This window comes from Nocardioides panacis, from assembly GCF_019039255.1.
GTDB classification, from domain to species: Bacteria; Actinomycetota; Actinomycetes; order Propionibacteriales; family Nocardioidaceae; genus Nocardioides_B; species Nocardioides_B panacis.
Map to the genome: position 1 here is coordinate 1426839 of NZ_CP077062.1, position 26824 is coordinate 1453662.

The following is a 26824-nucleotide window of genomic DNA, read 5'->3' on the forward strand; positions in this document are numbered from 1 at the left end:
CCTCGTGGGAGTTGGCGACGTCTCGAAACGCATCTTGCTGGGCCGCAAGCTGCGCAGCACGCAGCTCGGCGAGACCTTGCTGTCCAAGCGCATCGCGCTGCCGGTGTTCGCCAGCGACGCCCTCTCGTCGGTCGCCTACGCGCCGGACGAGGTCTTCATCATGCTGTCGGTCGCCGGCGTCACGGCCTACGCCTGGTCGTGGAAGATCGCGATCCTGGTGGCCATCGTGATGCTGACCGTGGTCACGTCCTACCGGCAGAACGTGCACGCCTACCCCAGCGGCGGCGGTGACTACGAGGTCGCCACGGTGAACCTCGGCCCGACCGCGGGTGTCACGGTCGCCAGCGCGCTGCTCGTCGACTACGTGCTGACCGTCGCGGTGTCGATCTCCTCGGGCATCCAGAACGCCGCCTCGGCGATCGGCTTCGTCTCCGGGCACGAGGCGTTCTGGGCCAGCATCCTGGTGCTGGTCCTGGCCGCCCTGAACCTGCGCGGCGTCCGGGAGTCCGGCACGTTCTTCGCCATCCCGACCTACGGCTTCCATGGTCGGCATCATGGGGATGTCCCTCTGGGGGCTCTACCGCGCCGTGACCGGCACGCTGCCCGACGTCGAGAGCGCCAGCTTCACGCTGATCAAGGCGCCCGGCTACGAGGGCCAGATCACCACCGTCGCGCTGATCTTCCTGCTGGCCCGCGCGTTCTCCTCGGGCTGTGCCGCGCTGACCGGCGTCGAGGCGATCTCCAACGGCGTCCCGGCGTTCCGCAAGCCGAAGAGCAAGAACGCCGCCACCACGCTGCTGCTGCTCGGCACGATCGCGGTCACCATGCTGATCAGCATCATCCTGCTGGCCCGCAAGATGGGTCTGAAGTACGTCGACCCCAACGACCTGGACCGGCTGCGCACCGCGTCGGGCGACCCGCTGCCGGCCGGCTACGACCAGCACACCGTGATCGCCCAGATCGCCCGCTCGGTGTTCGACAACTTCACGCCCGGCTTCTACTTCGTGATCGCGATGACCGGCATCATCCTGGTGCTGGCCGCGAACACCGCCTTCAACGGCTTCCCGGTCCTCGCCTCGATCCTGGCCAAGGACGGCTACCTGCCCCGGCAGCTCGGCTCCCGCGGCGACCGGCTCGCCTACAGCAACGGCATCCTGATCCTGGCCTTCATGGCGATCGCGCTGATCGTCGCCTTCGACGCCGAGGTCACCCGGCTGATCCAGCTCTACATCGTCGGCGTGTTCGTGTCGTTCAACCTCAGCCAGCTCGGGATGATCCGGCACTGGACCCGGCACCTGAAGGCCGAGACGGACCCGGCGGTCCGCCGGCGGATGCAGCGCTCGCGGCTGATCAACAGCTTCGGCCTCGCGATGACCGCGGTCGTGTTCGTGATCGTGCTGGTCACCAAGTTCCTCGCCGGCGCCTGGATCGCGATCCTGGCGATGGGCACCTTCTTCATGCTGATGCAGAGCATCCGCCGGCACTACGACAACGTCGGCCGCGAGCTCACCGTGGAGGCCGACGACCAGGTGCTGCCCACGCGGGTGCACGCCATTGTGCTGGTCTCCAAGGTGCACAAGCCGACGATGCGGGCGCTGGCCTACGCCAAGGCGAGCCGGCCCAACGTCCTCGAGGCGGTGCTCGTCGACGCCGACGCGGCCTCCACGGCCCGGATGCTCGAGGAGTGGGACGAGCGGGGGGATCGACGTACCGCTGAAGGTGCTGTACTCGCCGTACCGCGAGATCATCCGCCCGGTCGTGGAGTACGTCCGCAGCATCCGCGACGCCAACCCCCGCGGCGTGGTCGCGGTCTACATCCCGGAGTACGTCGTCGGCCGCTGGTGGGAGCAGGTGCTGCACAACCAGACCGCGCTCCGCCTGAAGGGCCGGCTGCTGTTCATGCCCGGCGTGATGGTGACGTCGGTGCCCTACCAGCTGCACTCCTCGGTGCTCGCCAAGCAGCGCGCCGAGCGGGCGCTCAACCAGGTCCGCGCCGGCGACGTGCGCCGGGGCGAGACGCTGCGCAAGCCACCCACACCCCCCACGGACCACCGCGAGGACATGAGTTGAGCACCGGCAACCGGCACCGCCCGCGTCCGAAGAAGGTCCGTGGCCGGTCCCTGGTCGGGGAGCGGTACGACGTCCGCCCCGAGCGGATCGCGCACGGCGGGTTCGTCGTCGCCCGGCACGAGGGCGTCGTCGTCTTCGTCCGGCACGCGCTGCCCGGCGAGCGGGTCGTCGTCGAGGTCACCGAGGGGCAGGAGGGCGACCGCTTCCTGCGCGCCGACGCCGTGCAGGTGCTCGAGGCCTCCCCGGACCGGGTCACCCCGCCCTGCCCGTTCTCCGGTCCGGACGCCTGCGGCGGCTGCGACTTCCAGCACGTCGCGGTCCCGGCCCAGCGTGCCCTGAAGGCCGCCGTGGTCGCCGAGCAGCTGCAGCGGCTCGCCGGCCTCGACGTCGAGGTGACGGTGGAGGCTCTCGACACGCGCGACCACCCGGAGGACGGGCTGGACTGGCGGACCCGGGTGCAGTGGGCGGTCACCCGCGACGGCGACCCCGGGCTGCGCAAGCACCGCTCCCACGAGGTGGTCGAGGTCGACGACTGCCGCATCGCGCACCCTGGGCTGCCCGAGGTGACGGGCACCGAGTGGACCGACGCGGCGGCCGTGGAGTCGATCGTCTCCTCGACCGGCCAGCAGCTCCGGCTGGTCACGGCGCGGGACGGGGCGACGTACGCCGACGGGCCGCTGGTGCTCACCGAGGAGGCCGCCGGCCGCACCTGGCAGGTCACCGGATCGGGCTTCTGGCAGGTGCACCCCGGTGCCGCCGACGCGCTCGTGGCCGCCGTCCTGGACGGGCTCGACCCGCAGCCGGGGGAGCGCGCGGTCGACCTCTACTCCGGGGTGGGGCTGTTCACGGCGGCGCTCGCGGAGCGGGTCGGGCTGACCGGCCACGTGGTGGCGGTGGAGTCCGACGAGGTCGCGGTGGCGGACGCGCAGGAGAACCTCCGCGACCTCCACCAGGTCTCGCTGGTCCGGGACCGGGTGGACCGGGCGCTGGCCGAGGACGTCACCGGGCTGCGCGACCTGGTCGTGCTCGACCCGCCGCGCACCGGCGCGAAGCGGGAGGTGGTGGCGGCGATCGCCGCGCTCGCTCCCCGCGCCGTGGCGTACGTCGCCTGCGACCCGGCCGCGCTGGCCCGCGACGTGGCGTTCTTCGCCGAGCAGGGCTACACGCTGCGGTCGCTGCGGGCGTTCGACCTGTTCCCGATGACGCACCACGTCGAGTGCGTCGCGGTGCTGGTCCGCGCGCATCGTGTATCTTGACGTCAAGAGACATTGATGGTCCTGCTGTTCCGTGGGTACGACCCCGGCGGCAAGATGGGACCGCACGAGCAACCCAGACCTCACGAGGAGATGGCCGATGTCGAAGGCCGGCAGCAGTCAGGACAGCTTTGGTGCCAAGGGCACGCTGGACGTGGACGGGAAGTCCTACGAGATCTACCGGCTGGACGCGGTCGCGGGGGAGGGACTCCCCGAGGGTGCCGTCGACTCGCTGCCGTACAGCCTGAAGGTGCTGCTGGAGAACCTGCTCCGCACCGAGGACGGCGCGAACATCACCGCCGACGACATCCTGGCGCTGGCCGGCTGGGACGCCGACGCCGAGCCCAGCAAGGAGATCCAGTTCACCCCGGCCCGGGTGATCATGCAGGACTTCACCGGTGTCCCGTGCGTCGTCGACCTCGCCACCATGCGCGAGGCGATGTCCGAGCTCGGTGGTGACGCGACCCGGATCAACCCGTTGGCACCCGCCGAGATGGTCATCGACCACTCCGTGATCGCCGACGTCTTCGGCACGCCTGCGGCCTTCGAGCGCAACGTCGAGATCGAGTACGAGCGCAACAAGGAGCGCTACCAGTTCCTGCGCTGGGGCCAGGGCGCGTTCGACGACTTTAAGGTCGTCCCGCCCGGCACCGGCATCGTCCACCAGGTCAACATCGAGCACCTCGCGCGCACGGTGTTCACCCGCGACAGCGGTGACGGAACCACGGTCGCCTACCCGGACACCTGCGTCGGCACCGACTCGCACACCACCATGGTCAACGGCATCGGCGTCGTCGGCTGGGGCGTCGGCGGCATCGAGGCCGAGGCCGCCATGCTCGGCCAGCCCGTGTCGATGCTGATCCCGCGCGTGGTCGGCTTCAAGCTGAACGGCGACCTGCCCGAGGGCGCGACGGCCACCGACCTGGTGCTGACGATCACCGAGATGCTGCGCAAGCACGGCGTCGTCGGCAAGTTCGTCGAGTTCTACGGCCCCGGCGTCTCCGCGCTGCCGCTGGCCAACCGCGCCACGATCGGCAACATGTCCCCGGAGTTCGGCTCGACCATCGCGGTCTTCCCGATCGACGAGGAGACCACCAAGTACCTCGAGCTCACCGGCCGCTCCGAGGAGCAGCTCAAGCTCGTCGAGGCCTACGCCAAGGAGCAGGGCCTCTGGCACGACCCGACCGCCGAGCCGCGGTTCTCCGAGAAGCTCGAGCTGGACCTCGCGACCGTGGTGCCGTCGCTGGCCGGCCCGAAGCGCCCGCAGGACCGGGTCTCGCTCTCGGAGGCCAAGACGTCCTTCCGTGGCGCGCTGGCGGACTACGTCGACACCTCCGGCGACCAGGACGGGTACGACGAGACGGTGGCCGAGAGCTTCCCGGCCTCCGACGCCCCGTCGCACGAGGGCAACGGCTCCGAGGCGCCGCACGACTACGTCTCCGCCGCCCCGAGCGACGGCGGCCGGCCGAGCAACCCGGCGCTGGTGACCCTCGCGGACGGCAGGAAGTTCGAGCTCGACCACGGCGCCGTCGCGATCGCCGCGATCACCTCGTGCACGAACACCTCGAACCCGTCGGTGATGATCGGTGCCGCCCTGGTCGCCAAGAAGGCCGTCGAGAAGGGCCTGACCACCAAGCCCTGGGTGAAGACCACGCTGGCCCCCGGGTCCAAGGTGGTCTCCGACTACTACGAGCGCGCCGGCCTCACGCCGTACCTCGACAAGCTCGGCTTCAACCTGGTCGGCTACGGCTGCACCACCTGCATCGGCAACTCCGGTCCGCTCATCCCCGAGGTCAGCCAGGCGGTCAACGACAACGACCTCTCGGTCGTCTCGGTGCTGTCCGGCAACCGGAACTTCGAGGGCCGGATCAACCCGGACGTGAAGATGAACTACCTCGCGTCGCCGCCGCTCGTCGTCGCCTACGCGCTCGCCGGGTCGATGGACCTCGACCTGTACGCCGACCCGCTCGGCCAGGACACCGACGGCAACGACGTGTTCATGAAGGACATCTGGCCGACGGCCGCCGAGGTCGAGGAGGTCATCGCGCACGCGATCACCTCGGACATGTTCACCGACGACTACGCCGACGTGTTCGCCGGTGACGAGCGGTGGCAGAACCTCGAGACGCCCTCGGGCGACACCTTCGCCTGGGACAGCGAGTCGACGTACGTCCGCAAGCCGCCGTACTTCGACGGGATGCCGGAGGAGCCCGGCCCGGTCGTCGACATCGAGGGCGCCCGGGTGCTCGCCAAGCTCGGCGACTCGGTCACCACCGACCACATCTCGCCCGCGGGCGCGATCAAGAAGGACTCGCCGGCCGGCAAGTACCTCGCGGAGCACGGCGTCTCCAACCGGGACTTCAACTCCTACGGGTCACGTCGCGGCAACCACGAGGTGATGATCCGCGGCACCTTCGCGAACATCCGGCTGCGCAACCAGCTCGCCCCCGGCACCGAGGGCGGCTTCACCGTCGACCTGACCGCCGAGGACAAGCCGGTCACGACGATCTTCGAGGCCTCGGAGAAGTACCTCGCCGCGGGCACCCCGCTGGTCATCCTGGCTGGCAAGGAGTACGGCTCCGGCTCGTCGCGCGACTGGGCGGCCAAGGGCACGGCGCTGCTCGGGGTCAAGGCGGTCATCGCCGAGTCCTACGAGCGGATCCACCGCTCCAACCTGATCGGCATGGGCGTGCTGCCGCTGCAGTACCCCGCCGGCCAGAGCGCGGAGTCCCTGGGGCTCACCGGCGAGGAGACGTTCTCCTTCACCGGCGTCACCGCGCTCAACGACGGCACCATCCCGAAGACGGTGCACGTGAGCGCCGACGGCGTCGAGTTCGACGCCGTGGTGCGGATCGACACCCCCGGTGAGGCGGACTACTACCGCCACGGCGGGATCATGCAGTACGTGCTGCGCAACCTGCTCAAGGCCTGACGCCGACCCGTCACTCCTGCAGCAGGACACGGCGTGTCTACCTGCAGGAGTGACGGGTCGCCGGACCCCCTCGTGCCTGTCGGCGCGAGGGGGTCTTCGGCGTCAGGCGGCTGGACCGGTCAGCGCAGGCCGATCTGGCGGGAGCAGGACGGCCAGGCGCCCCAGCCCTGCGCCCCGAGCACCCGCTCGGCGACCTGGATCTGCTCGGTGCGGCTGGCGCGGTGGGCCATGGAGGCGTACCGCTGGCCGCCGAAGGCGCGCCAGGTGCCGGCGCTGAACTGGAGACCGCCGTAGTAGCCGTTGCCGGTGGCGACGTGCCAGCGGCCGCCGGACTCGCACTGGGCGAGCCGGTCCCAGGGGCGTCCGGCCGCGTCCGCGGGAGCGGAGGCCAGCACCGGCTGGAGCAGCGCGGTGGCGGTGAGGGCGAGGGCGGGCAGGGCGAAGCGAGACGTGCGTGAGCGCATGAAGGACCTCTCCACGCCTGCGGAATTAGCTGTCGGGTTAGGGCGAAGGTCGTGCCCTGCCGGTCGTGACCGGCTTCACCCCGAGGCACCCGGGTGGGTGCCGTCGAGCGTGGGTCTCCCGCTCCTGCCCACATGGTTCGAGTGGGGGACGACCGGCCGCGGGCAGGACTCGGCGAAGGCGGCGGCGTCCGGCCCCGGAGTGGTCGGGGCTGCACCTAGTGTTGGCAGGTCCGCCTTTCCCAAACCAGGCGGCCTAGGCCACCGGGCCCGTGCAAGGGTGGAGGCATGATCGTTGCCATCAGCATCAGCCCGTCCGGAGCCGACGACACCGGGGGGCGTCAGCGGGGCCGTCGCCGAGGCGGTGCGGGTGATCCGCGCCTCCGGCCTCCCGTGTGAGACGAACGCCATGTTCACCAACATCGAGGGGGAGTGGGACGAGGTGATGGCGGTGGTCAAGCAGGCCGTCGACGTCGTCGCGGCGTCGTCCCCGCGGATCGGCCTGGTGCTCAAGGCCGACATCCGCCCGGGGTACGACGGCCAGCTGGCCGCCAAGGTCGAGCGGATCGAGCAGCACCTTGCGTAGCGAGACGCTCGAGGTCCGCACCGGCTCCCGCGACGTCGTGCACGACCTGACCGGGGACTGCGCGGCGTTCGTCTCCGGCGAGCGGGACGGGCTGCTGCACGTGTTCGTGCCGCACGCCACCGCCGGGATCGCGATCCTGGAGACCGGCGCCGGCAGCGACGACGACCTGCTCGCGGCCCTCGACGACCTGCTGCCCGCCGACGACCGCTGGCGGCACCGGCACGGCTCGCCGGGGCACGGCCGCTCCCACGTGATGCCGGCCCTCGTGCCGCCGTACGCCTCGGTCCCGGTGCTGGCCGGCCGGCTCGCGCTCGGGACCTGGCAGAGCATCTGCCTGGTCGACCTCAACGTCGACAACCCCGAGCGGTCGGTGCGGCTGTCGTTCCTCCCCGGCTGACCCGACAGTCGAACAGGTGTTCGATCCTCGGGTATGCTCGGGACCATGGACCAGCTCGTCGCCCCACCCGGATGGCCCCGCGCCGTACGCCCGCCCGGAGCCCCCGGCTGGGAGCAGTCCGCGGTCTCGTGGCTGCTCGACATCTGCCCGCCCGAGTTCCGCGGGTACCCCGTGCTGCGCCGCCACGACGTGGTGCTGGCCCGGTTCGCGGTGCTGCACGTCGAGGCCTGCCAGGCGGCCGCGCGGCGCGGGCTCAGCGAGGCCCGGGGGGTGCTGCGGGACGTGACCGACCAGGACACCATCGAGGCCGCGATCGAGACCTGGCACGCCGAGTCGGCCCGGCTGCTCGGCGAGCGGCGGGCCGTCGGCCTGGTCGAGGAGGCGCTGGCCGGGAAGCGGTTCGTGGCCCGGCTCTGAGGGCCCGATCTCGCTATTGCCCGGACGGGACGCCGGAGGAAGCGTGGCAGGGGACGGTGGCACCGTCCGGGTGCTGCCCCGGACGGAGGGGCTCCTCGTGCCCACAGAGACGATCGCCCGCTCAGGCCCCACCAGGAGGCGTCCAGGTCCGGCCCGCGGTGCACTGGCCGCCGGGTGCGCCGTGCTCCTCGCCGCCACCGGTGTCACCTCCGCCGCGACCGGGGCCGGCGCCGGGGCACCGGCGCGCCAGGCAGCCCCGCCGGCCCGGCACATCTCCTGGCGACCCTGCCCGGGCAACCACCAGGTGCAGTGCGGCCGGCTCCGGGTCCCGCTGGACTGGGCGGCGCCCCGGGGCGACACGATCGGCCTCGCCGTGGCCCGGCGGCCGGCCGACCGGCCGCGGCTCCGGGTGGGGACGTTGTTCTTCAACCCGGGCGGTCCCGGCGACGGCGGCGTCCAGTACGTCGTCCGGGCCGCACAGGTCTTCTCGCCCGCGCTGCTCGCCCGGTTCGACCTGGTCGCCATGGACCCTCGCGGGGTCGGCGCCAGCACCCCGATCCGGTGCGGCCTGCCGGTGTTTCCCGCCCGCGTCACGCTCTTCCCCCGCACCGCGCAGGAGTTCAGGAGGCTGCACGACTACGGGGCGCGGCTGGGCCGGAGCTGCCTGCGGCGGTCCGGCCCGCTGCTCGGGCACGTGGACACGATCAGCGTCGCCCGCGACCACGAGGCGCTGCGACGGGCGCTCGGCGCGCGGCGGGTGAGCTGGCTGGGGATCTCCTACGGCACGCAGGTCGCGGCCAACTACGCCGCGCTGTTCCCGCACCGCACCCGGGCGATGGTGCTCGACGGCGCGCTCGAGCACAGCGGGTCAGAGGTGGGCATGCTCTCCACGGAGGTCCTGACCGCCGAGGACTCCTTCGACCGCTTCGCCGCCTGGTGCGCCACGGCGGACACCTGTGCGCTGAAGGGCCAGGACGTGGGAGCGGTGTACGACGCGCTGGTGGCCGGCGCGGACCGGCACCCCCTCCCGGTGCGCGGAGCGCTGCGCCCCGTCACGGGCGAGGACATCCGGATGCAGACGCCGGGCGGCCTGCTGTTCAAGGAGCCGACCCTGTTCGGCCCGGACCGGTCGTGGGCGGGACTGTCGCGGGGGATCGCCGCCGCCGTCACGGGTGATGCGTCGATGTTCGCGCTGCCGCCACCCCGGGCCGCCGCGGCCCTGGCCGAGCGCCTGGCGGTCGGCTGCATGGACTACGTCTCGGAGGTCCACACGTGGGCGCAGATGCAGCAACGGCTGCGGCTGGGCCGCGGGCTCGCGCCGCACCTGCAGGGCGCCTCCGAGCAGTGGGACGTGCTGCGGTGCATCGGATGGCCGGTCCGGGCGGCCAACCCGCTGCGCCGGCTCGACGTCCGCGGTGTCCCCGCGCTGGTCGTCAACGCCACGCACGACCCGTCGACGGCCTACAGCTGGGCGCTCGGGCTCGCGGGCCAGATCCGGGGGAGCGACCTGCTCACCCGTGACGGCGACGGGCACACGTCGTACTTCACGTCCGCCTGCGCGCGTTCCGCCATGGAGGCCTACCTGGTCCGCCCGCAGGCTGCTGCCGACCGGGTCTGCACCTGACCTGCGGGCGGCCGGGCCGAAGGGCCCGAGGAACGCAAGAACCGAAGGAACCGAAGGAACTGAAGGAGGTTGTGCGATGTACGGCTACACCATGCACGTCCCGGCCCCGGCCGAGACCTACCTGGCGCTGCACCAGGCGGTCGCCGACGTGATCGGCGAGAAGGGCGGCGGCGAGGGCCTGATCCTGCACCTGGCGCTCAGGACCGACCAGGGGTTCGACCTGACCGAGGTGTGGGAGTCCAAGGAGCAGCTGGACGCGTTCAACCAGGACGTGTTCCCCCCTGGCGATGGCCCGGGCCGGGATCCCCATGGACGGGCCGCCGCCGGCGACCGTGGAGCTCGACCCCCTCGCGGTGGTGACGCCACGGGCGTTCAGCTCCGACGCGATGGTCTGAGCGTCCCGAGGCACCAGCCGCACCGGGGACGGGAGCCCCTCGGGTGAGAGGGTGGGTGCCGTGATCAGACTCGCCGTGGTGGTCCTCGTCGACCCGCAGGGCCGCCTGCTGCTCCAGGAGCGCGACGAGCACGCGCCCATCGCGCCCGACCAGTGGGGCATGGTCGGCGGGCACGTCGAGGAGGGCGAGGACTTCGAGCCCGCCGCCTACCGCGAGCTGGAGGAGGAGACCGGCGTCCGGCTCGCGCCTGGGACGCTGACCCTGTGGCGCGACGAGGTGCACCGGTTCGAGGGCGGCCAGGCGCCGCGGCGCTACACGGTCTGGGTCGCGCCCACCCGGCTCACCGACGCCGACATCGTGGTCGGCGAGGGGCGGCAGATCGTGTTCGTCGCCCCGGCCGACGTGCCCACGCTCGACCTCGCGTGGTCCAGCCGGCACTTCCTGCCGCGGCTCCTGGCCTCCGACTCGTACGCCGCCCTGCTCGCGTCGCACGCCGGTTAGCCTCGCCGTCATGACCTGCTCCCTCACCGTGATCCCGGTCCCCGGCCCCGGCGCCGAGGACGTCGTCGTGGACGCCGACGGCTGGGTCCTCACCGGCACCGCCGACGGCGCCGTCTTCCGGGTGCGCCCCGACGGGCGGCGCATCGACCGGGTCGGCGACACCGGTGGCCGCCCGCTGGGCCTGGAGCTGCTGCCGGACGGCCGCCTGCTGGTGTGCGACGCCCGGCGCGGGCTGCTCGCGCTCGACCCGCGCGACGGCGCCGTGGAGGAGCTGACCACGCTCGTCGGCGGGCTGCCGATGGAGTTCTGCAACAACGCGGCGGTGCACTCGGGCGGGGACATCTGGTTCTCCGACTCCTCGCGGCACTACGGCATCGACCGGTGGAAGGCCGACCTCGTGGAGAACACCGCGTCCGGCCGGCTGCTGCGCCGGTCGCCGGACGGTGCGGTCGAGGTGGTGCTCGACGGCCTGCGGTTCGCCAACGGGGTCGCGCTCGCGGCGGACGAGTCCTACGTCGCCGTCGCCGAGACCGCCGGCCGGACCGTCGTACGCCACTGGCTCACCGGCGCCCGGCAGGGGCAGACCGACCACCTCGCCACCGACCTGCCCGGCTACCCCGACAACATCAGCCGCGGCAGCGACGGACTGGTCTGGGTGAGCGTCGCCTCGCCCACCGACCCGGTCGTCGAGCGGCTGATGACCGCGCCGCTGCCGGTGCGCCGGCTCGCGTGGAAGGTGCCCGCGCGGCTCCAGCCCCGGCCGAAGCGGACCGTGCGCGTGCTGGCCCTCGACGACACCGGGGCGGTCGTGCACGACCTGTCCGCGGACGCGTCGGGCTTCCACCTGGCCACCGGGGTGCGCGAGCACGACGGCCGGGTCTGGCTCGGCAGCCTGGAGGAGCCCGCGGTCGCCGTGCTCGACGTGCCGCGGTGAGCACGACGCGCCGGACGCGGACGCGGTGGCCCGGTGCGTCCGGCTGGTGACCGGGGCGTGCGCGGACGCATGGTCCGAACGGACTACGGGAACCAACCGTTAGGACGACTATCCCGAGACGTGGTTGTCCGTTGACTGGGGGTGGGCGAAGGAGGGGCATGGACGAGGCACTGGACGTGCAGCTGAACGACCAGGTGCTGGTCGACGAGATCCACCTGGTGACCGAGCTGATCGTCGTGGCGAAGCTGGCCCCCGGCGACCTGGAGCAGGGCGTGATCGACGAGGTGCTCGGCGTCCGCCCGGTCCGCACCTTCTTCCCGCGGCAGCGCCTCGGCTAGCCGGCCCGGCCCGTCGCGGACGGCGGCCCCCGGCCACCTAGACTGGCCGGTGACCCGTACCGCGGACCGAGGAGGACCACCCATGGGAGTGCTGGACCGGATCACCGGCCCGCGTGACCTGCGCGACCTCACCGACGCCGAGCTCGACGAGCTGGCCGCCGAGATCCGTGACTTCCTGGTCCGCAAGGTCTCCCGCACCGGGGGCCACCTCGGCCCCAACCTCGGCGTGGTGGAGCTGACGCTGGCGCTGCACCGGGTCTTCGACTCCCCGCGGGACCGGATCGTCTTCGACACCGGTCACCAGTCCTACGTGCACAAGATCGTCACCGGCCGCGCCGCGGGCTTCGACCAGCTGCGGCAGGAGGGTGGCCTGTCCGGCTACCCCAGCCAGGCCGAGTCGGACCACGACATCGTCGAGAACTCCCACGCCTCCACCTCGCTGTCCTACGCCGACGGCCTGGCCAAGGCGTACACCGTGCGCGGCGAGGACCGGCACGTCGCCGCGGTGATCGGGGACGGCGCGCTGACCGGCGGGATGGCCTGGGAGGCGCTGAACAACATCGCCGCCGACGGGGCGACCAGCGACCGCAGGCTGGTGATCGTGGTCAACGACAACGGCCGGTCCTACACCCCGACCGTCGGCGGGCTCGCGAACCACCTCACCACCCTGCGCACCAGCCCGCGCTACGAGCAGGTCCTCGACCTGGTCAAGAAGCGCCTCAACGGCGTCCGCGGCGTCGGCCCGGCGGTCTACGACGCGCTGCACGCGATGAAGAAGGGCATGAAGGACGCCCTCGCCCCGCAGGGCCTCTTCGAGGACCTCGGCCTGAAGTACGTCGGCCCCATCGACGGCCACGACCGTACGGCGGTCGAGCAGGCACTCACCCAGGCGAAGAAGTTCAACGGCCCGGTGATCGTGCACGTGATGACCCGCAAGGGCTTCGGCTACGACCCCGCCGAGCAGCACGAGGCCGACCAGTTCCACGGACCCGGCCCGTTCAACATCGAGACCGGCGAGGAGAACCCCAAGGGCCAGATCTGGACCGACGTGTTCGCCGACGAGATCGTCCAGATCGGCGCCGAGCGCCAGGACCTCGTCGCCATCACCGCCGCGATGATGCACCCGGTGGGGCTGCACAAGTTCGCCGCCCGGTTCCCCGCCCGCACCTTCGACGTCGGCATCGCCGAGCAGCACGCGACGACGTCGGCCGCCGGCCTGGCGATGGGCGGCCTGCACCCGGTCGTCGCGGTCTACGCCACGTTCCTGAACCGGGCCTTCGACCAGGTCCTGTTGGACGTCGCGCTGCACCGGTGCGGCGTGACGTTCGTGCTGGACCGGTCCGGCGTCACCGGCGACGACGGCGCCTCGCACAACGGCATGTGGGACATGTCCATCCTGCAGGTCGTGCCGGGCCTGCGGCTCGCCGCGCCGCGCGACGCCGCCCGGCTGCGTGAGCTGCTCCGCGAGGCCGTGCAGGTCGACGACGCCCCGACCGTCGTACGGTTCCCGAAGGGTCCGCCGAGCGCGGACGTCGAGGCCGTCGGCCGGGCCGGTGGCTGCGACGTACTGGTCCGCAAGGGCGCCAGGGACGTGCTGATCGTGGGGATCGGCTCGATGGCCGTGACCGCCGTCGAGGTCGCCGAGCGGCTGGTCGCCCAGGGCATCGGCGTCACCGTCGTCGACCCGCGGTGGGTCAAGCCCGTCGACCCCGCCCTGCTCGACCTGGCCCGCGAGCACCGGCTGGTCGTCAGCGTCGAGGACAACGGCATCGTCGGCGGCTGCGGTTCGGTGCTCCTGCAGACCCTCAACGCCGCCCGGATCGAGACCCCGGTGCGGCTGCACGGCATCCCGCAGGAGTTCCTCGACCACGCCAAGCGCGGCGTGATCCTGGAGCGCATCGGGCTGACCGCGCAGACCCTCGCGCGCAGCATCGTGGAGGACGTCACCGCTCTCGACGCCGGGGAGTCGCTGCTCCACGTGGAGTGACCCCCTGTTGAATGGGCGGCATGGACTACGACGTCGAGCGCGTGCGCGCCAGCTTCCCGGCCCTCACCGACGGGACCGCCTACTTCGACGGCCCCGGCGGGTCGCAGGTGCCCCGGCAGGTCGCCGAGGCGATCGCCTCCACGATGACCGCGGGTCTGTCGAACCGCGGCGCGGTGACCGCCTCCGAGCGCCGGGCCGAGGACGTCGTGGTCGGCGCCCGGGCCGCGGTGGCCGACCTGCTCGGCTGCGACGCCGGCGGGGTGGTGTTCGGCCGGTCGATGACCCAGCTGACCTTCGACCTGGCCCGGGCGCTGGCCAAGACCTGGGAGCCCGGCGACGAGATCGTGGTGACCCGGCTCGACCACGACGCGAACGTCCGGCCGTGGCTGCGGGCCACCGCCCCGCTCGGCGTGAACGTCCGCTGGGTCGACTTCGACACCGAGACCGGCGAGCTGCAGTTCGACGCGAGCGTGCTCTCGGAGCGGACCCGGCTGGTCGCGGTCACCGGAGCCTCGAACCTGCTCGGCACCCGTCCCGACATCGCCGGGATCGCCGCCGCGGTGCACGCCGCCGGCGCGCTGCTGTTCGTCGACGGCGTGCACCTCACCCCGCACGCCCCGGTCGGGGTCCGGGACCTCGGCGCCGACTTCTACGCCTGCTCGCCCTACAAGTTCTTCGGCCCGCACCTCGGCGCGCTGGTCGCGGACCCGACCCTGCTCGAGCTCGTCTCGCCGGACAAGCTGCTGCCCTCCACCGACGCGGTGCCCGAGCGGTTCGAGCTCGGCACGCTGCCCTACGAGCTCCTCGCCGGCGTGAGCGCCGCCGTCGACTTCATCGCCGACCTGGCCCCCGGTGACGCCGACAGCCGCCGTGGCCGGGTGCTGGAGTCGATGCAGCGCGTGGAGACCCACGAGGAGGTGCTCTTCGAGCGGCTGCTCTCCGGCCTCGACGCCCTCGACGGGGTCCGTCGCTACGGCCGCCCGGCCCGTCGTACGCCGACGGTGCTGTTCGACGTCGAGGGCCGCACCGGCCGGGAGGTGCACGAGGGCCTCGCGGCGCGCGGCGTCAACGCGCCGGCGAGCAGCTTCTACGCCATCGAGGCCTCTCGCTGGATGGGCCTCGGCGACACCGGTGCCGTGCGGGCCGGCCTCGCGCCGTACACCTCCGAGGAGGACGTCGACCGGCTGCTGGCCGGGGTGGCGGAGCTCGCCCGATGAGCCGGGGGGTGCTGGTCACCGGCGCGTCCCGCGGCATCGGGGCGGCGGTCGCCCGGGCGTTCGCGGAGCAGGGCGACCGGGTGGCCGTGCACTACGGGCAGTCCCGCGGGGCCGCCGAGAAGGTGCTCGCCGACCTGCCGGGGGACGGTCACCTGCTGGTGCAGGCCGACCTGGCCGACGCGGACGCCGTACGCCGGGCGGTGGACGAGGCCGCCGAGGGGCTCGGCGGGCTCGACGTGCTGGTCAACAACGCCGGGGTGTTCCTGGCCCACCCGCCGCTGACCACCTCCTACGACGACTGGCAGCGGCTCTGGTCGCAGACGATCGCCACCAACCTGACCGGGGCCGCGAACGCGACGTTCTGCGCGCTGCCGCACCTGGTCTCCCGCGGCGGCGGGGCGGTCGTCAACGTGTCCAGCCGGGGCGCGTTCCGCGGGGAGCCGGAGTGCCCGGCCTACGGCGCGTCGAAGGCCGGGCTGAACGCGTTCGGCCAGTCGATGGCGCAGGCCCTCGCCCCGCACGGCATCGCAGTCGGCACCGTCGCACCGGGCTTCGTGGAGACCGACATGGCCGCGGAGGTGCTCGACGGGCCGCGCGGCGACGAGGTCCGTGGCCAGTCGCCGACCGGCCGCGTCGCGCGTCCCGAGGAGGTCGCGGCCGCGGTGCTGTGGCTCGCCTCGCCCGAGGCGCGGTTCTCCACCGGCACGATCATCGACGTGAACGGCGCGTCCTACCTGCGATGAGGGGGGCACGGGAGGCGCGCGGGGACGGCCGTGGGGGTGCTGGTCGCGCTGGCGCTGGCGGCGGGCTGCACCACCGGCCCGCAGACCCGCGCCCGGCCGTCGGCGGCCCCCACCGCGTCCGTCACGCACGTCAACAGCCAGCTGGCCGAGGTCGAGCTGCAGGCGATGGCCCAGCGCATCGTGCACCGCCGCGAGCGGGCCGTCCGGCACCGCGACCTGCGGGCCTGGATCGCCGACCTCGACCCCGCGAACCACGCGCTGCGGGCCCGGGAGCGGCGCCGGTTCGCCAACCTCGTGCAGCTCCCGCTGGCGACCTACCAGCTCGACGCGGTCCCGACCACCTGGCCGGGCGGCTTCGCGGCGAGGCGGTTCCGGGGGACCGCCTACATCCCGTACGTCGAGGAGGCGCTGCAGCTGCGCGGCTTCGACACCGCGCCGGTCGTCACCACCACGGGAGTCACCTTCGCCCGGGTGGACGGCCGCTGGCGCATCGTGTCCGACGACGACGTCGCCGACCGGGAGCCGGACGGCTCGCGGAACAAGCCGTGGGACCTGACCCGGATCGTGGTGCGCCGCACCCCGCACGCGCTCGGCATCTTCGACGCCGCCTCGGCCCCCTCCGCGGACCGGCTGATGGCCTGGACCGAGCAGAGCGTCGGCACCGTACGACGGGCGGTGCCCCTGCGGTGGCCGGGCCGGGTGGTGTTCTACGCGCTGTCCAGCCCGCGGCTGCTGCGGGGGATGGGCACCCGGTTCCTGGACCGCGCCGCGATCGCGTTCCCGGTCTACGACGACCTCGGCCGGCCCACCCGGCGGGTGGCGACCCGGGTGGTGATCAACCCGCGCTACCTGCCGCGCACCGAGCGCCAGGGCAGCTACCTGCTCACCCACGAGCTGACCCACGTGGCGCTGGCCCGCACCAACGGCGGCACGCCGTCGTGGGTGCAGGAGGGGCTCGCCGACTTCGTCGCGACCCGCGGGGCCTCGCCGGACTGGTGGCTGCCCTCGGCGGCCTCGGTGGCCCGGGCCCGCAGGGGCGCGGACGCGATGCCCGGCAGCACGTTCTTCGGCGACGCCGACCCGGCCTTCGAGTACGACCTGTCGCTGGCCGCCTGCGCGGTGCTCGCCGGCCGGTCCGGCACCGGCCGGCTCTGGAGCTTCCTGCGGCGGCTGTCCGCGGCGGGTTTCGCCGACGGGGACGCCGAGGCGCACACCGACGCGGTGCTCGGCGCGATGTTCGGCCTGGACACCCGCCGGCTGGCCCGTGCCGCGGCCCGGCTGGTCGTCGCCCGGGGGTCGTGACGGCCACCCGGCGTACACGAATCGTTACCTGGGGGGTCGTGCACTTCTCACCGTTATGGGTTTCAATGACCAGGTTTTCGTGCGCCGAGCGACTCTCGGTGACTCATCGCTCACGAGGAGATCCATGCCCCAGATCCCACCCCGCCGCCGGCTGATCGCCACCCTCGGCGTGGCCGCCGCCACCACCCTCGCGCTGGTCGCCTCGACCGGTGCCGCTCCCGCCCTGGCCCAGGGTCACGCCGCGGTCGCGAAGCCGCACAAGAAGAAGCCGGTCAAGCCGAACGTCAAGCTCCAGATCCTCGCGATCAACGACTTCCACGGCCAGCTCGAGCCCAGCACCTCCTCCTCGTCGGGCACCATCAACGGCACCCCCCGCGGGCGGTGCGGAGTACCTCGCCACCCACCTCGCCAAGGTCCGCGCGCTGGCGAAGTCCAACGGCCGGCACAGCGTGACCGTCGCCGCGGGTGACCTGATCGGCGCGACGCCGCTGCTCTCGGCGGCCTTCCACGACGAGCCCACGATCACCGCGATGAACAAGATGGGCCTGCAGATCGCGAGCGTCGGCAACCACGAGTTCGACGAGGGCTGGCGCGAGCTGCGCCGGATGCAGACCGGCGGCTGCCTGCCGGACGGCAACGGCAAGGACAACCAGAACTCCTGCCCGACCGGCAGCTTCCGCGGCGCGGACTTCCAGTACCTCGCGGCCAACGTCACCCGTACCGACACCGGGCGCACGGTGTTCCCCGCGGTCAAGGTCGAGAAGTACGACGGCGTGAAGGTCGGCTTCATCGGCATGACGCTGGAGAACACCCCGAACATCGTCACCAAGTCCGGCGTCGAGGGCCTGAAGTTCTCCGACGAGGTGGAGACCGCCAACCGGCTCGCCAAGCGGATGGACGCCAACGGCGTGAAGTCGATCGTCGTGCTGGTGCACGAGGGCGGCTTCCCGAGCGACCCGACGGCGTACAACTCCTGCCCGGGGATCTCCGGCCCGATCGTCGACATCAACAAGGGCCTCAGCCCGCGCATCGACGCGGTGATCACCGGCCACACGCACCAGGCCTACAACTGCAAGCTGCTCGACCCGAACGACGACCCGCGGCTGGTCACCAGCGGCTCGAGCCTGGGCCGCCTGGTCACCAACATCAAGATGACGATCAGCAAGAAGACCGGTGACGTGGTCCGCACCTCGGAGACCGCCGACAACCGGGTGATCACCCGCGACGTCCCCAAGTCCGCCTCCCTCACCACGCTGATCAACCGCTTCAAGGCGCTGGTCGCCCCGATCGAGAACAAGGTCATCGGCCACCTCGCCGGGGGCACCACCTCGGTGAGCCGGACCAACGACGACAGCGGCGAGTCCCCGCTTGGCAACCTGATCGCGGACGCGCAGAAGAACGACACGTCGGCCGTGACCGCCGGGAAGACGCCGGAGATCGCGTTCATGAACCCGGGCGGCATCCGCGCGGACCTGCAGTCGAGCGGCGGGTCGGTCACCTACGGCCAGGCGTTCTCGGTGCAGCCGTTCAACAACTACGACGTGTCGATGGACCTGACCGGGTCGCAGATCCTGTCGCTGCTCGACCAGCAGTGGTCCGGCACCAACGCCGCGAGCCCCAAGATCCTGCAGGTCTCCGGGATCACGTACTCCTACACCAAGTCCGGCACGACCTACACGCTCAAGCCGGAGACGGTCCAGGTCAACGGTGCGGCCCTGGACAAGGCCCGCACCTACCGCGTGGTCGCCAACTCGTTCCTGTCCGACGGTGGTGACGGCTTCGCGGCCTTCACCGGCGGCGTGAACAAGTACTTCGGCGGCCTGGACATCGACGCGTTCTCGCGGTACCTCGCCGCGCACGACCCGTACACCCCGGTCGCCACCGACCGGATCACCGTCGCCCCCTGACCCCAGGGAGCACACAGGAGGGGCACCCTGCCGCGAGGCGGGGTGCCCCTCCTGCGTCGTACGGATAGTCCGTGACGTACTTGTCGTGGGAAGGCGGTCCGGACGACAAGTTCGTCACGGACTATCGCGGGGTCAGGCGTCGATGGTGGACATGTCGCCGTAGCGGTCGCCGGCCACCGAGCCGCGCGGGACGGCCCGCTCGAGCGCGGCCAGGTCCTCGGGGGTGAGCGTGAGGGCCGCGGCCCCGACGTTCTCCTCGAGGTACTTCACCCGCTTGGTGCCCGGGATCGGCACCACGTCGTCGCCCTGGGCGAGCACCCAGGCGAGCGCCAGCTGGCCGGGCGTGGCGCCCTTGCCAGCTGCGATCTCGCGGACCTGGGCGACCAGCGCCAGGTTGGCGTCCAGGGCCTCGCCGGAGAAGCGCGGGAAGTACGGCGACCGGCGCGAGTCGTTCTCGGCGAGGTCGTCGGTCCGGGTGATGGCGCCGGTCAGGATGCCCCGGCCGAGGGGGGAGTAGGGCACCAGGCCGATGCCGAGCTCCCGCAGGACCGGCAGGATGTCGTCCTCGAGGTCGCGGGTGAACAGCGAGTACTCCGTCTGCAGCGCGGTGATCGGGTGCACGGCGTGCGCGCGGCGGATGGTCTCGGCGGACGCCTCGGACAGGCCCAGGTGCCGCACCTTGCCGGCCTCGACGAGCTCCTTCATCGCACCGACGGTCTCCTCGATCGGGACCGTCTTGTCGACGCGGTGCTGGTAGTACAGGTCGATGTGGTCGACGCCCAACCGCTGCAGCGAGGCGTCGCAGGCGGAGCGGACGTACTCCGGGCTGCCGTTGATGCCGACCCGGGTGCCGTCCTCCTTGCGCTCGTTGCCGAACTTCGTCGCCAGCTGCACGGCGTCCCGGCGACCGGCGACCGCCTTGCCGACGAGCCGCTCGTTGGTGAACGGGCCGTACATGTCGGCGGTGTCCAGGAAGCTGACGCCGAGGTCGAGGGCACGGTGGATCGTGTCGATGCCCTGCTGCTCGTCGCCGGTCCCGTAGAACTCCGACATCCCCATGCAGCCCAGGCCCATCGTGCTCACGGTCAGGGCGGAAGTGGTGCCCAGGGTGCGGGTCCCCAGGACGTGGTTCGTCTCGTTGGTCATGCCAGCCAGTCTTGCGCCGTGCTCCAAGCCCGGACGCACGTCGGCCCCTCCCGGGCTCGGGAGGGGCCGACGTGGACGGTCAGGGACGGTCAGTGGAAGCGCTTCCCGGTGACCTTCTCCGAGACGCCCTCCCGGTCGAGCAGCTGGGTCAGGCCGCCGTTCCAGAACGAGAAGCCGGCCCCGGTGATCATCGCCAGGTCCAGGTCCTCCGGCGCCGCGACGACGCCCTCGTCGAGCATCCGGCGGGCCTCGTCGGCCAGCGCCTCGAGGGTCCGGGCGCGTACGGCGGCCGGGGCCAGCTCGGTCCCGTCGGCGGGCACCGCGAAGATCTCCGCGACCTCCGGGTCCACCGAGAAGTCCGGCGCGTACACGCTCGTCCTCCCCGAGGCGACGAGCTTCTCGAGGCTGGGGGAGACGTAGAACCGGTCCGGGAAGGCGCGCTGCAGCGTCTGGCTGTTGTGCAGCGCGATGGCCGGCCCGACCAGGGACAGCAGGAAGAACGGCGGCATCGGGGCGACCCCGGCGAACGCGCCGTCGGCGACGGCGAGCGGGGTGCCCTCGTCGACGATCCTGCCGACCTCGCCCATGGAAGCGGCCGAGCAGCCGGTTCACGATGAACGAGGGGCTGTCCTGGACCAGGATGCTGGTCTTCCTCAGCGCCTTGCCGGTCGCGAACGCGGTGGCCAGGGTGGCGTCGTCGGTGGTCGCGCCGCGGACGATCTCGAGCAGCGGCATCACCGCGACCGGGTTGAAGAAGTGGAAGCCCACCACCCGCTCCGGGTGCTCGAGGTCGGCGGCCATCTCGCCGATCGACAGCGACGAGGTGTTGGTGGCCAGCACGCAGGTCGGCGACACCACCGCCTCGACGTCGGCGAAGACGCGCTTCTTGACCTGCATCTCCTCGAAGACCGCCTCGATCACGAAGTCGGCGTCCGCGAAGGACGTGGTCTTGTCGACCGTCCCGGAGACCAGGGCCTTGAGCCGGTTGGCCTTGTCGGCCGACACCCGACCCTTGGCGAGCAGCTTGTCGACCTCGGCGTGCACGTAGCCCACGCCCTTGTCGACGCGCGCCTGGTCGAGGTCGGTCAGCACCACCGGCACCCCCAGCCGGCGCACGAAGAGCAGGGCGAGCTGGCTGGCCATGAGGCCGGCACCCACGATCCCGACCTTGGTGACCGGTCGGGCCAGCGCCTTGTCGGGCGCACCCGCGGGACGCTTGGCGCGCTTCTGCACCAGGTCGAAGGAGTACAGGCTGGCCGCCAGCTCCGGGGTCATCATCAGGTCGGCGAGCGCCTCGTCCTCGGCGGCGAAGCCCTCGTCGCGGGACGCGGTCCTCGCGCCCGCGATCAGGTCCAGCGCGCGGTAGGCCGCGGGGGAGGCGCCGCCGGTCTTGGAGTCCGCGACGCCGCGGCCCTTCGCGACCGCTGCGTCCCAGGCCTCGCCCCGGTCGACCTCGGGGCGCGCGACCACGACGTCGCCGGTGAGCACCCGGGCCGCCCAGAGCAGGGACTGCTCCAGGAAGTCGGCGCCCTGGAACTCCGCGTCGGCCAGCCCCGCCTCGAAGGCGGCGTGCCCGGTCAGCGTGCGGCCCTGGTTGAGCGGGTTCTCCAGGATCAGCTTCACGGCGGTCGCGGCGCCGACGAGGTTCGGCACCAGGTAGGCGCCGCCCCAGCCGGGCACCAGGCCGAGCATCACCTCGGGCAGGCCGAGAGCCGGCGCGGAGTCCTGCACGGTCCGGTAGGTGCAGTGCAGCGCGACCTCCAGGCCACCACCGAGCGCGAGCCCGTTGACGAACCCGAACGTCGGCGTGCCGCCCTCACCGAGCTTGCGGAACACGCCGTGCCCGGCGCGCGCGATCAGCAGCGCGTCGTCGCGGCCGCCCAGGCCGGTCAGGCCGGTCAGGTCGGCCCCGGCCGCGAGGATGAACGGCTTGCCGGTCACCCCGATCGCGGCGACGTCCGCGCGGGCCAGTGCCGCGTCGATCGCGGTGTTCAAGGACGCCAGCGACCGCGGCCCGAACGTGTTGGGCCGGGTGTGGTCCAGCCCGTTGTCGAGGGTGATCAGCGCCATCGTGCCGGCGCCGTACGGCAGGGCCACGTCGCGCGACTTGGCCTCGGTGACCACCTCGTCGGGGGACAGCGCGGCGGCCCGGTCGAGCAGGTCCTGGAGCTCAGCGGTGGTCGTCATCAGGCGGCCTCTCCGGTGTAGTGCGGGTTCTCCCAGATCACGGTGCCGCCCATGCCGATGCCGATGCACATGGTGGTGATGCCGTAGCGGACGTGCGGCTGCTCCTCGAAGGAGCGGGCGAGCTGGTTCATCAGCCGGACGCCGGAGGAGGCCAGCGGGTGGCCCATCGCGATCGCCCCGCCGTAGGGGTTCACGCGCTCGTCGTCGTCGGCGATGCCGAAGTGCTCGAGGAAGGCCAGCACCTGCACGGCGAACGCCTCGTTGACCTCGAACGCGCCGATGTCCTCGATCGTCAGGCCGGCCTGCCGCAGCGCCTTCTCGGTCGCCGGGATCGGGCCGGCGCCCATCACCTCGGGCTCGACGCCCATGAACGAGTAGGCGACCAGCCGCATCTTGACCGGCAGGCCGAGCTCGCGCGCGGTCTCCTCGTCGGCGAGCAGCGCCGCGGTGGCGCCGTCGTTGATGCCGGCGGCGTTGCCGGCGGTGACCCGGCCGTGCGGGCGGAACGGCGTCTTCAGCCCGGCGAGGTCGGCCAGCGTGGTCTGCGGGCGCGGCGGCTCGTCGACCGTGGCCAGGCCCCAGCCGGCCTCGGCGGTGCGGATCGCGACCGGGACGAGGTCGGGCTGGATCTTGCCGTCGGCGTAGGCCCTGGCGGTCTTCTCCTGCGAGCGCAGCGCGTAGGCGTCGGCGCGGTCCTTGGTGATCGAGGGGTACCGGTCGTGCAGGTTCTCGGCGGTGTTGCCCATCGAGAGCGCCTCGGGGTCGACGACCTTCTCCGACATGATCCGCGGGTTGGGGTCGACGCCCTCGCCCATCGGGTGCCGGCCCATGTGCTCGACACCCCCGGCGATGACGACGTCGTAGGAGCCGAACGCGATGCCCCCGGCGGTGGTCGTGACCGCGGTCATCGCCCCGGCGCACATCCGGTCGATGGCGTAGCCGGGCACGCTCTGCGGCAGCCCGGCGAGCAGGGCCGCCGTACGACCGATGGTCAGGCCCTGGTCGCCGATCTGCGTGGTGGCCGCGATCGCCACCTCGTCGACCCGCTCGGGCGGCAGGCTCGGGTTGCGGCGCAGGAGCTCGCGGATGCACTTGATGACCAGGTCGTCGGCACGCGTCTCGGCGTACTGGCCCTTGGCCTTGCCGAACGGCGTTCGCACGCCGTCGACGAAGACGACCTCTCGCAGCTGTCGGGGCACGCAGTTGCTCCTCGGGGTGAGTCGGTGGGACCCCCTACGCTACTGGCTGGTAACAACGCCCGGAAGCACCTGCGGTGTGGGGGTGGTCACGCTTGCTAGGTTCTTCGACGTGGGGGACACGCGAGCAGACGCAGCCGGGGAGGCCCCGGCCGCCACGACGCCACCCCGCCGGCGGCGTCGCCTCCGGCTCGTCCTGGTGGTGCTCGTGACCGTGCTCGCGCTGCTGGCCGCCGCCGCCGCGGTCGGCTACGTCACCCTGGACCGCAGCATCAAGACGTTCGACGGCCGCGGGATCAGCAGGCACCGGCCCCCGCCGACCGTGCACGGCCAGAACCTGCTGCTGATCGGCTCGGACTCCCGGGCGGTCGGGGACCGGGCCCTCGGCGGCCGCGGCAAGGTCGTGGGCCGCTCGGACACCACGCTGCTCGTGCACATCTACGAGGGCGGCCGCCGCGCGGTCGCGGTGTCGATCCCGCGGGACGCGCTGGTCACCGTCCCCGCCTGCCGGCTTCCCGACGGCACCTGGTCGAAGCCGCAGCACCAGGTGATGTTCAACGAGGCCTTCGCCGTCGGGGACACGAGGGCCGGCAACCCCGCGTGCACCCTCAACACGGTCGAGAGGCTCACCGGGCTGCGCGTCGACCACACGGTGGTCGCCGACTTCGTCGGGTTCGCGGCGATGACCAGGATCGTCGGCGGGGTGCCGGTCTGCGTGCCGCAGGACGTCTACCAGGGCGACCTGGACCCGAACCGGCCCACCCAGGGCAGGCTGGTCTTCCACCGCGGGGTCCAGAAGGTCTCCGGGGCCCGGGCACTGGACTACGTGCGGCTGCGGCACGGGGTGGGCGACGGGTCCGACATCGGCCGGATGCGCCGCCAGCAGGCGTTCATCGGCGCCGTGATCACCAAGGTCCGCAGGGAGGGCCTCACCCCGACCAAGCTGCTCCCGCTCGCCCGCGCGGCCACCGAGAACCTCACCGTCGACGCGAGCCTCGGCAGCGCCGAGAAGCTGCTGTCGTTCGTGCTGGGCCTGCGGCACATGGCCCCCGAGGACCTGGTCTTCGTCACCACGCCCTGGCGGTACGACGGGGCGCGGGTCGCGCTGGTGCACCCGGACGTCGACCAGCTCTGGACGGCGCTGGCGAACGACCAGCCGCTCAGCGCCGACGGCGGCCGCCCGGCCCGGGTGCGCCGGGCCGTGTCCGGCTGGCTGTCCACCGTGACGGCCCCGGTCACCGTGCAGGCGTCGGCGGCGCGGCCCGCGCTCGCGCAGCGCACCGCCCGCGCGCTGGACGCCCTCGGCCTCCACGCGTCGGCGGGACCGGCCACCGGCGCCGGCCTGCGCAGCCGGGTGGACTACGGGCCGGGGCAGCGCGACCAGGCCCTCGCGCTGGCCACCGCCGTGGTCGGCACGCGGGTCCGTCAGGTGCCCGCGCCGGGCCTGCGGCTCGTGCTGGGCCGCCAGCACCGGGTGCGCGACGCCGGCGCCGTGGTCACCGACGCGCCCGGACGGCTGCCGAGCAGCCTCACCGACGGGGCGCGGTCGGCGGCCACCGCCCCGTGCACGAACGTGTCGTACGGCGGCTAGCTAGCCGCCGACCGCGGCACTCATCGCGGCGACGTGCTCGGGCGTGGAGCCGCAGCAGCCGCCGATCAGGTCGATGCCCAGCCCGTGCAGGGCCCGCGCGTGCTCGGCCATGTCGGCCGGCGAGGCGTCGTACTCGAAGTGGTCGCCGACCACCTGCGGCAGTCCGGCGTTGGACTGGGCGACCAGCAGCAGCCCCTCGGGACGGGCGTCGGCCAGCTGCGCCGCGATCGTCGCCATCTCCGCGGGGCCGCGCCCGCAGTTCGCGCCGACGGCGTCCACGCCGGCCCCGGCCAGCGTGGCGACGGCCTCGCCCGGGCGGACGCCCATCATCGTGCGGAGGTTCGTGTCGAACGACAGGGTCGCGACCACCGGCAGGTCGGGTACGACGGACCGGGCGGCCGCCACCGCGGCGAGGGCCTCGCCGAGGTCGCTCATCGTCTCGATCAGCACGACGTCGATGCCGCCGGCCGCCAGCCCGCGCAGCTGCTCCTCGAAGAGCTCCTGGGCCTCGTCGGCGGTCATCGTGCCGAGCGGGACGAGCAGCTCACCGGTCGGGCCGAGGTCACCGGCGACGAGCACGCCGTGCGCGTCGGCCACCTCGCGGGCGATCGACGCGGCCGCGGCGTTGAGCTCGTGGACCCGGTCCTCGAGCCCGTGCATCTGCAACCGGGGACGCGTGCCGCCGAAGGTGTTCGTGGTCAGCAGCCGGGCACCCGCGGACGCGTAGGCCTCGTGGCAGGCCCGGATCACCTCGGGCCGGTCGACGTTCCAGAGCTCGCCGGCTCCGCCGCCGTCGAGCCCGTTGTCCTGGAGCAGCGTGCCCATCCCGCCGTCGAGGACGACGGGGGTGCTGCCGCCGAGCAGGGTCGCCAGCCGGTTCACGAGCCGGCCTGGGCGGCGCCGAGGGAGTCGAGGTACTCCTGGACCCGCGCGGGCGGCCAGGCCTCCTCGAGCTCGGCGACCACCCGGTCGGCGACCTCGGTGGGGCTGCCCTCCGACGGGGTCCACGCGCCCCGGGTCCAGCCGGCGAGGTAGTCGTCGCTGCCGGTGTCCCCGAGCCGCATCGCGGCCTCGTCGATCGCCTCCTGGAAGCGCGGCGGCAACGGCGACTTGGTCACCTGGTCGCCGTCGCGGGCCACGACGAGCGACGGCAGGTCGCGCCACGAGGTCAGCTGGTAGTCCGTCACCCGGCGAGCCTACCGGCGTCGCGCACGCACAGCACCGCCCACGGGAGCGCCTCGAGACGGCCCTCGCCGATCGGCTCGCCGCACGCGTCGCAGGTCCCGTAGCTGCCCTCCGCGAGCTTGGCCATCGCCCGCTCGACGTCGGCGCGGGTGACCTGCAGCTTGTCGTGCACCGCGACCTGGGAGAGCCGGTCGACCGCCATCGACGTGCCCTCGCCGACCCGCTTGCCGAACGAGATCGAGCCCTGGTCGTCGGGTCGCTCCTCGAGCTGTCCCATCTGGTCGTCGATCTCGGCGAGCTTCTCGCGCAGCACTTCGGCGGTGTCCATCACCCCACTGTGCCCCAGGTGGCTCCCGGGTGGTGGAGCGCCTCCCGCCGGACCGGGCGCACGAGGTCGCCGACCGGATCGGGCATAGTGAGGCCCGGAGCGGGGTTGTGGTCTCGACAGGCTCGAC

The 26824-nt window shown here is 72.7% G+C and carries 22 protein-coding genes, 2 pseudogenes and 1 riboswitch; of the genes and pseudogenes, 18 read left to right on the plus strand and 6 right to left on the minus strand.

Annotated elements, in window-relative coordinates:
* The first annotated feature begins 4 nt into the window (after positions 1-4).
* The 3 genes and pseudogenes from KRR39_RS06925 to KRR39_RS06935 all read left to right on the plus strand — a co-directional run bounded on the left by KRR39_RS06925 (position 5) and on the right by KRR39_RS06935 (position 6255).
* Positions 5-2070 (plus strand): annotated as a pseudogene (locus tag KRR39_RS06925) (APC family permease).
* Positions 2067-3326: a class I SAM-dependent RNA methyltransferase gene (locus tag KRR39_RS06930; protein WP_216941334.1), complete on the plus strand. Its 1260-nt coding sequence runs from the start codon at positions 2067-2069 to the stop codon at positions 3324-3326. The pseudogene KRR39_RS06925 and the gene KRR39_RS06930 overlap by 4 nt, the downstream one beginning before the upstream one ends.
* Before the next feature lie 97 nt (positions 3327-3423).
* Positions 3424-6255 (plus strand): aconitate hydratase, encoded by a 2832-nt coding sequence (locus tag KRR39_RS06935; protein WP_216941335.1) that lies wholly within the window; start codon positions 3424-3426, stop codon positions 6253-6255.
* A gap of 119 nt (positions 6256-6374) precedes the next feature.
* Here the strand turns inward: KRR39_RS06935 and KRR39_RS06940 are convergent, their stop codons facing one another.
* Entirely contained in the window at positions 6375-6719 is a 345-nt protein-coding gene (locus tag KRR39_RS06940) for a transglycosylase family protein (RefSeq protein ID WP_216941336.1), read from the minus strand.
* A 2-nt stretch (positions 6720-6721) separates the two neighbouring features.
* A riboswitch (cyclic di-AMP (ydaO/yuaA leader) is annotated at positions 6722-6873 on the minus strand.
* A 131-nt stretch (positions 6874-7004) separates the two neighbouring features.
* Between KRR39_RS06940 and KRR39_RS06945 the strand changes: the two are divergent.
* The 14 genes and pseudogenes from KRR39_RS06945 to KRR39_RS07005 all read left to right on the plus strand — a co-directional run bounded on the left by KRR39_RS06945 (position 7005) and on the right by KRR39_RS07005 (position 19064).
* A pseudogene (locus KRR39_RS06945) lies at positions 7005-7302 on the plus strand (thiamine-binding protein).
* Positions 7295-7699, plus strand: a complete 405-nt coding sequence (locus tag KRR39_RS06950) for a secondary thiamine-phosphate synthase enzyme YjbQ (RefSeq protein ID WP_216941337.1) — start codon at positions 7295-7297, stop codon at positions 7697-7699. Before KRR39_RS06945 ends, KRR39_RS06950 begins: the two are co-directional and overlap by 8 nt.
* Positions 7700-7744: 45 nt before the next feature.
* The gene (locus tag KRR39_RS06955; RefSeq protein ID WP_216941338.1) at positions 7745-8116 is read left to right on the plus strand and encodes a hypothetical protein; all 372 of its coding nucleotides are present in this window, start codon (positions 7745-7747) and stop codon (positions 8114-8116) included.
* A 97-nt stretch (positions 8117-8213) separates the two neighbouring features.
* The gene (locus tag KRR39_RS06960) at positions 8214-9740 is read left to right on the plus strand and encodes an alpha/beta hydrolase (protein WP_216941339.1); all 1527 of its coding nucleotides are present in this window, start codon (positions 8214-8216) and stop codon (positions 9738-9740) included.
* Between the two features lie 76 nt (positions 9741-9816).
* Positions 9817-10182 carry a hypothetical protein gene (locus KRR39_RS06965; RefSeq protein ID WP_216941340.1) on the plus strand — a complete coding sequence of 122 codons (366 nt, stop codon included), beginning with the start codon at positions 9817-9819 and terminating at the stop codon, positions 10180-10182.
* A gap of 13 nt (positions 10183-10195) precedes the next feature.
* On the plus strand, positions 10196-10636 hold the full coding sequence (locus tag KRR39_RS06970; protein WP_216941341.1) for an NUDIX domain-containing protein: 441 nt from the start codon (positions 10196-10198) through the stop codon (positions 10634-10636).
* 10 nt (positions 10637-10646) lie between these two features.
* Complete coding sequence (locus tag KRR39_RS06975) at positions 10647-11570, plus strand: SMP-30/gluconolactonase/LRE family protein (RefSeq protein ID WP_216941342.1); 924 nt, start codon at positions 10647-10649, stop codon at positions 11568-11570.
* A gap of 158 nt (positions 11571-11728) precedes the next feature.
* Positions 11729-11908, plus strand: a complete 180-nt coding sequence (locus KRR39_RS06980; protein ID WP_216941343.1) for a hypothetical protein — start codon at positions 11729-11731, stop codon at positions 11906-11908.
* Positions 11909-11990: 82 nt separating this feature from the next.
* Positions 11991-13895, plus strand: a complete 1905-nt coding sequence (gene dxs / locus KRR39_RS06985) for a 1-deoxy-D-xylulose-5-phosphate synthase (RefSeq protein ID WP_216941344.1) — start codon at positions 11991-11993, stop codon at positions 13893-13895.
* Between the two features lie 20 nt (positions 13896-13915).
* Positions 13916-15112 carry a cysteine desulfurase-like protein gene (locus KRR39_RS06990; RefSeq protein WP_216941345.1) on the plus strand — a complete coding sequence of 399 codons (1197 nt, stop codon included), beginning with the start codon at positions 13916-13918 and terminating at the stop codon, positions 15110-15112.
* Positions 15109-15855, plus strand: coding sequence for an SDR family NAD(P)-dependent oxidoreductase (locus tag KRR39_RS06995; protein ID WP_216941346.1), 747 nt, complete (start codon positions 15109-15111; stop codon positions 15853-15855). Before KRR39_RS06990 ends, KRR39_RS06995 begins: the two co-directional genes overlap by 4 nt.
* 30 nt (positions 15856-15885) lie before the next feature.
* Positions 15886-17157: a basic secretory family protein gene (locus KRR39_RS07000; protein WP_216941347.1), complete on the plus strand. Its 1272-nt coding sequence runs from the start codon at positions 15886-15888 to the stop codon at positions 17155-17157.
* A gap of 124 nt (positions 17158-17281) precedes the next feature.
* Entirely contained in the window at positions 17282-17626 is a 345-nt protein-coding gene (locus tag KRR39_RS24465) for a hypothetical protein (protein ID WP_254185562.1), read from the plus strand.
* On the plus strand, positions 17607-19064 hold the full coding sequence (locus tag KRR39_RS07005; RefSeq protein WP_254185563.1) for a bifunctional metallophosphatase/5'-nucleotidase: 1458 nt from the start codon (positions 17607-17609) through the stop codon (positions 19062-19064). The genes KRR39_RS24465 and KRR39_RS07005 overlap by 20 nt, the downstream gene beginning before the upstream one ends.
* 132 nt (positions 19065-19196) lie before the next feature.
* Here KRR39_RS07005 and KRR39_RS07015 read toward each other — a convergent pair whose 3' ends face one another.
* Both KRR39_RS07015 and KRR39_RS07020 read right to left on the minus strand, forming a co-directional pair.
* The gene (locus KRR39_RS07015; RefSeq protein ID WP_254185564.1) at positions 19197-22397 is read right to left on the minus strand and encodes an aldo/keto reductase; all 3201 of its coding nucleotides are present in this window, start codon (positions 22395-22397) and stop codon (positions 19197-19199) included.
* A complete protein-coding gene (locus tag KRR39_RS07020) occupies positions 22397-23596 on the minus strand; it encodes a thiolase family protein (RefSeq protein ID WP_216941349.1) in 1200 nt (399 codons plus the stop codon). The genes KRR39_RS07015 and KRR39_RS07020 overlap by 1 nt, the downstream gene beginning before the upstream one ends.
* 196 nt (positions 23597-23792) lie before the next feature.
* On the opposite strand from KRR39_RS07020, the gene KRR39_RS07025 reads away from it, so the two are divergent.
* Positions 23793-25184 (plus strand): LCP family protein, encoded by a 1392-nt coding sequence (locus KRR39_RS07025; protein ID WP_216941350.1) that lies wholly within the window; start codon positions 23793-23795, stop codon positions 25182-25184.
* Here the strand turns inward: KRR39_RS07025 and KRR39_RS07030 are convergent, their stop codons facing one another.
* Genes KRR39_RS07030 through KRR39_RS07040 form a run of 3 tightly spaced genes read right to left on the minus strand, consistent with a single transcriptional unit; the run spans position 25185 to position 26697 of the window.
* On the minus strand, positions 25185-26066 hold the full coding sequence (locus tag KRR39_RS07030) for a homocysteine S-methyltransferase family protein (protein WP_216941351.1): 882 nt from the start codon (positions 26064-26066) through the stop codon (positions 25185-25187). It lies immediately after the preceding gene.
* Positions 26063-26371: a virulence factor gene (locus KRR39_RS07035; RefSeq protein WP_216941352.1), complete on the minus strand. Its 309-nt coding sequence runs from the start codon at positions 26369-26371 to the stop codon at positions 26063-26065. Before KRR39_RS07035 ends, KRR39_RS07030 begins: the two co-directional genes overlap by 4 nt.
* Positions 26368-26697 (minus strand): TraR/DksA family transcriptional regulator, encoded by a 330-nt coding sequence (locus tag KRR39_RS07040; RefSeq protein ID WP_216941353.1) that lies wholly within the window; start codon positions 26695-26697, stop codon positions 26368-26370. Before KRR39_RS07040 ends, KRR39_RS07035 begins: the two co-directional genes overlap by 4 nt.
* Positions 26698-26824: the final 127 nt, after the last annotated feature.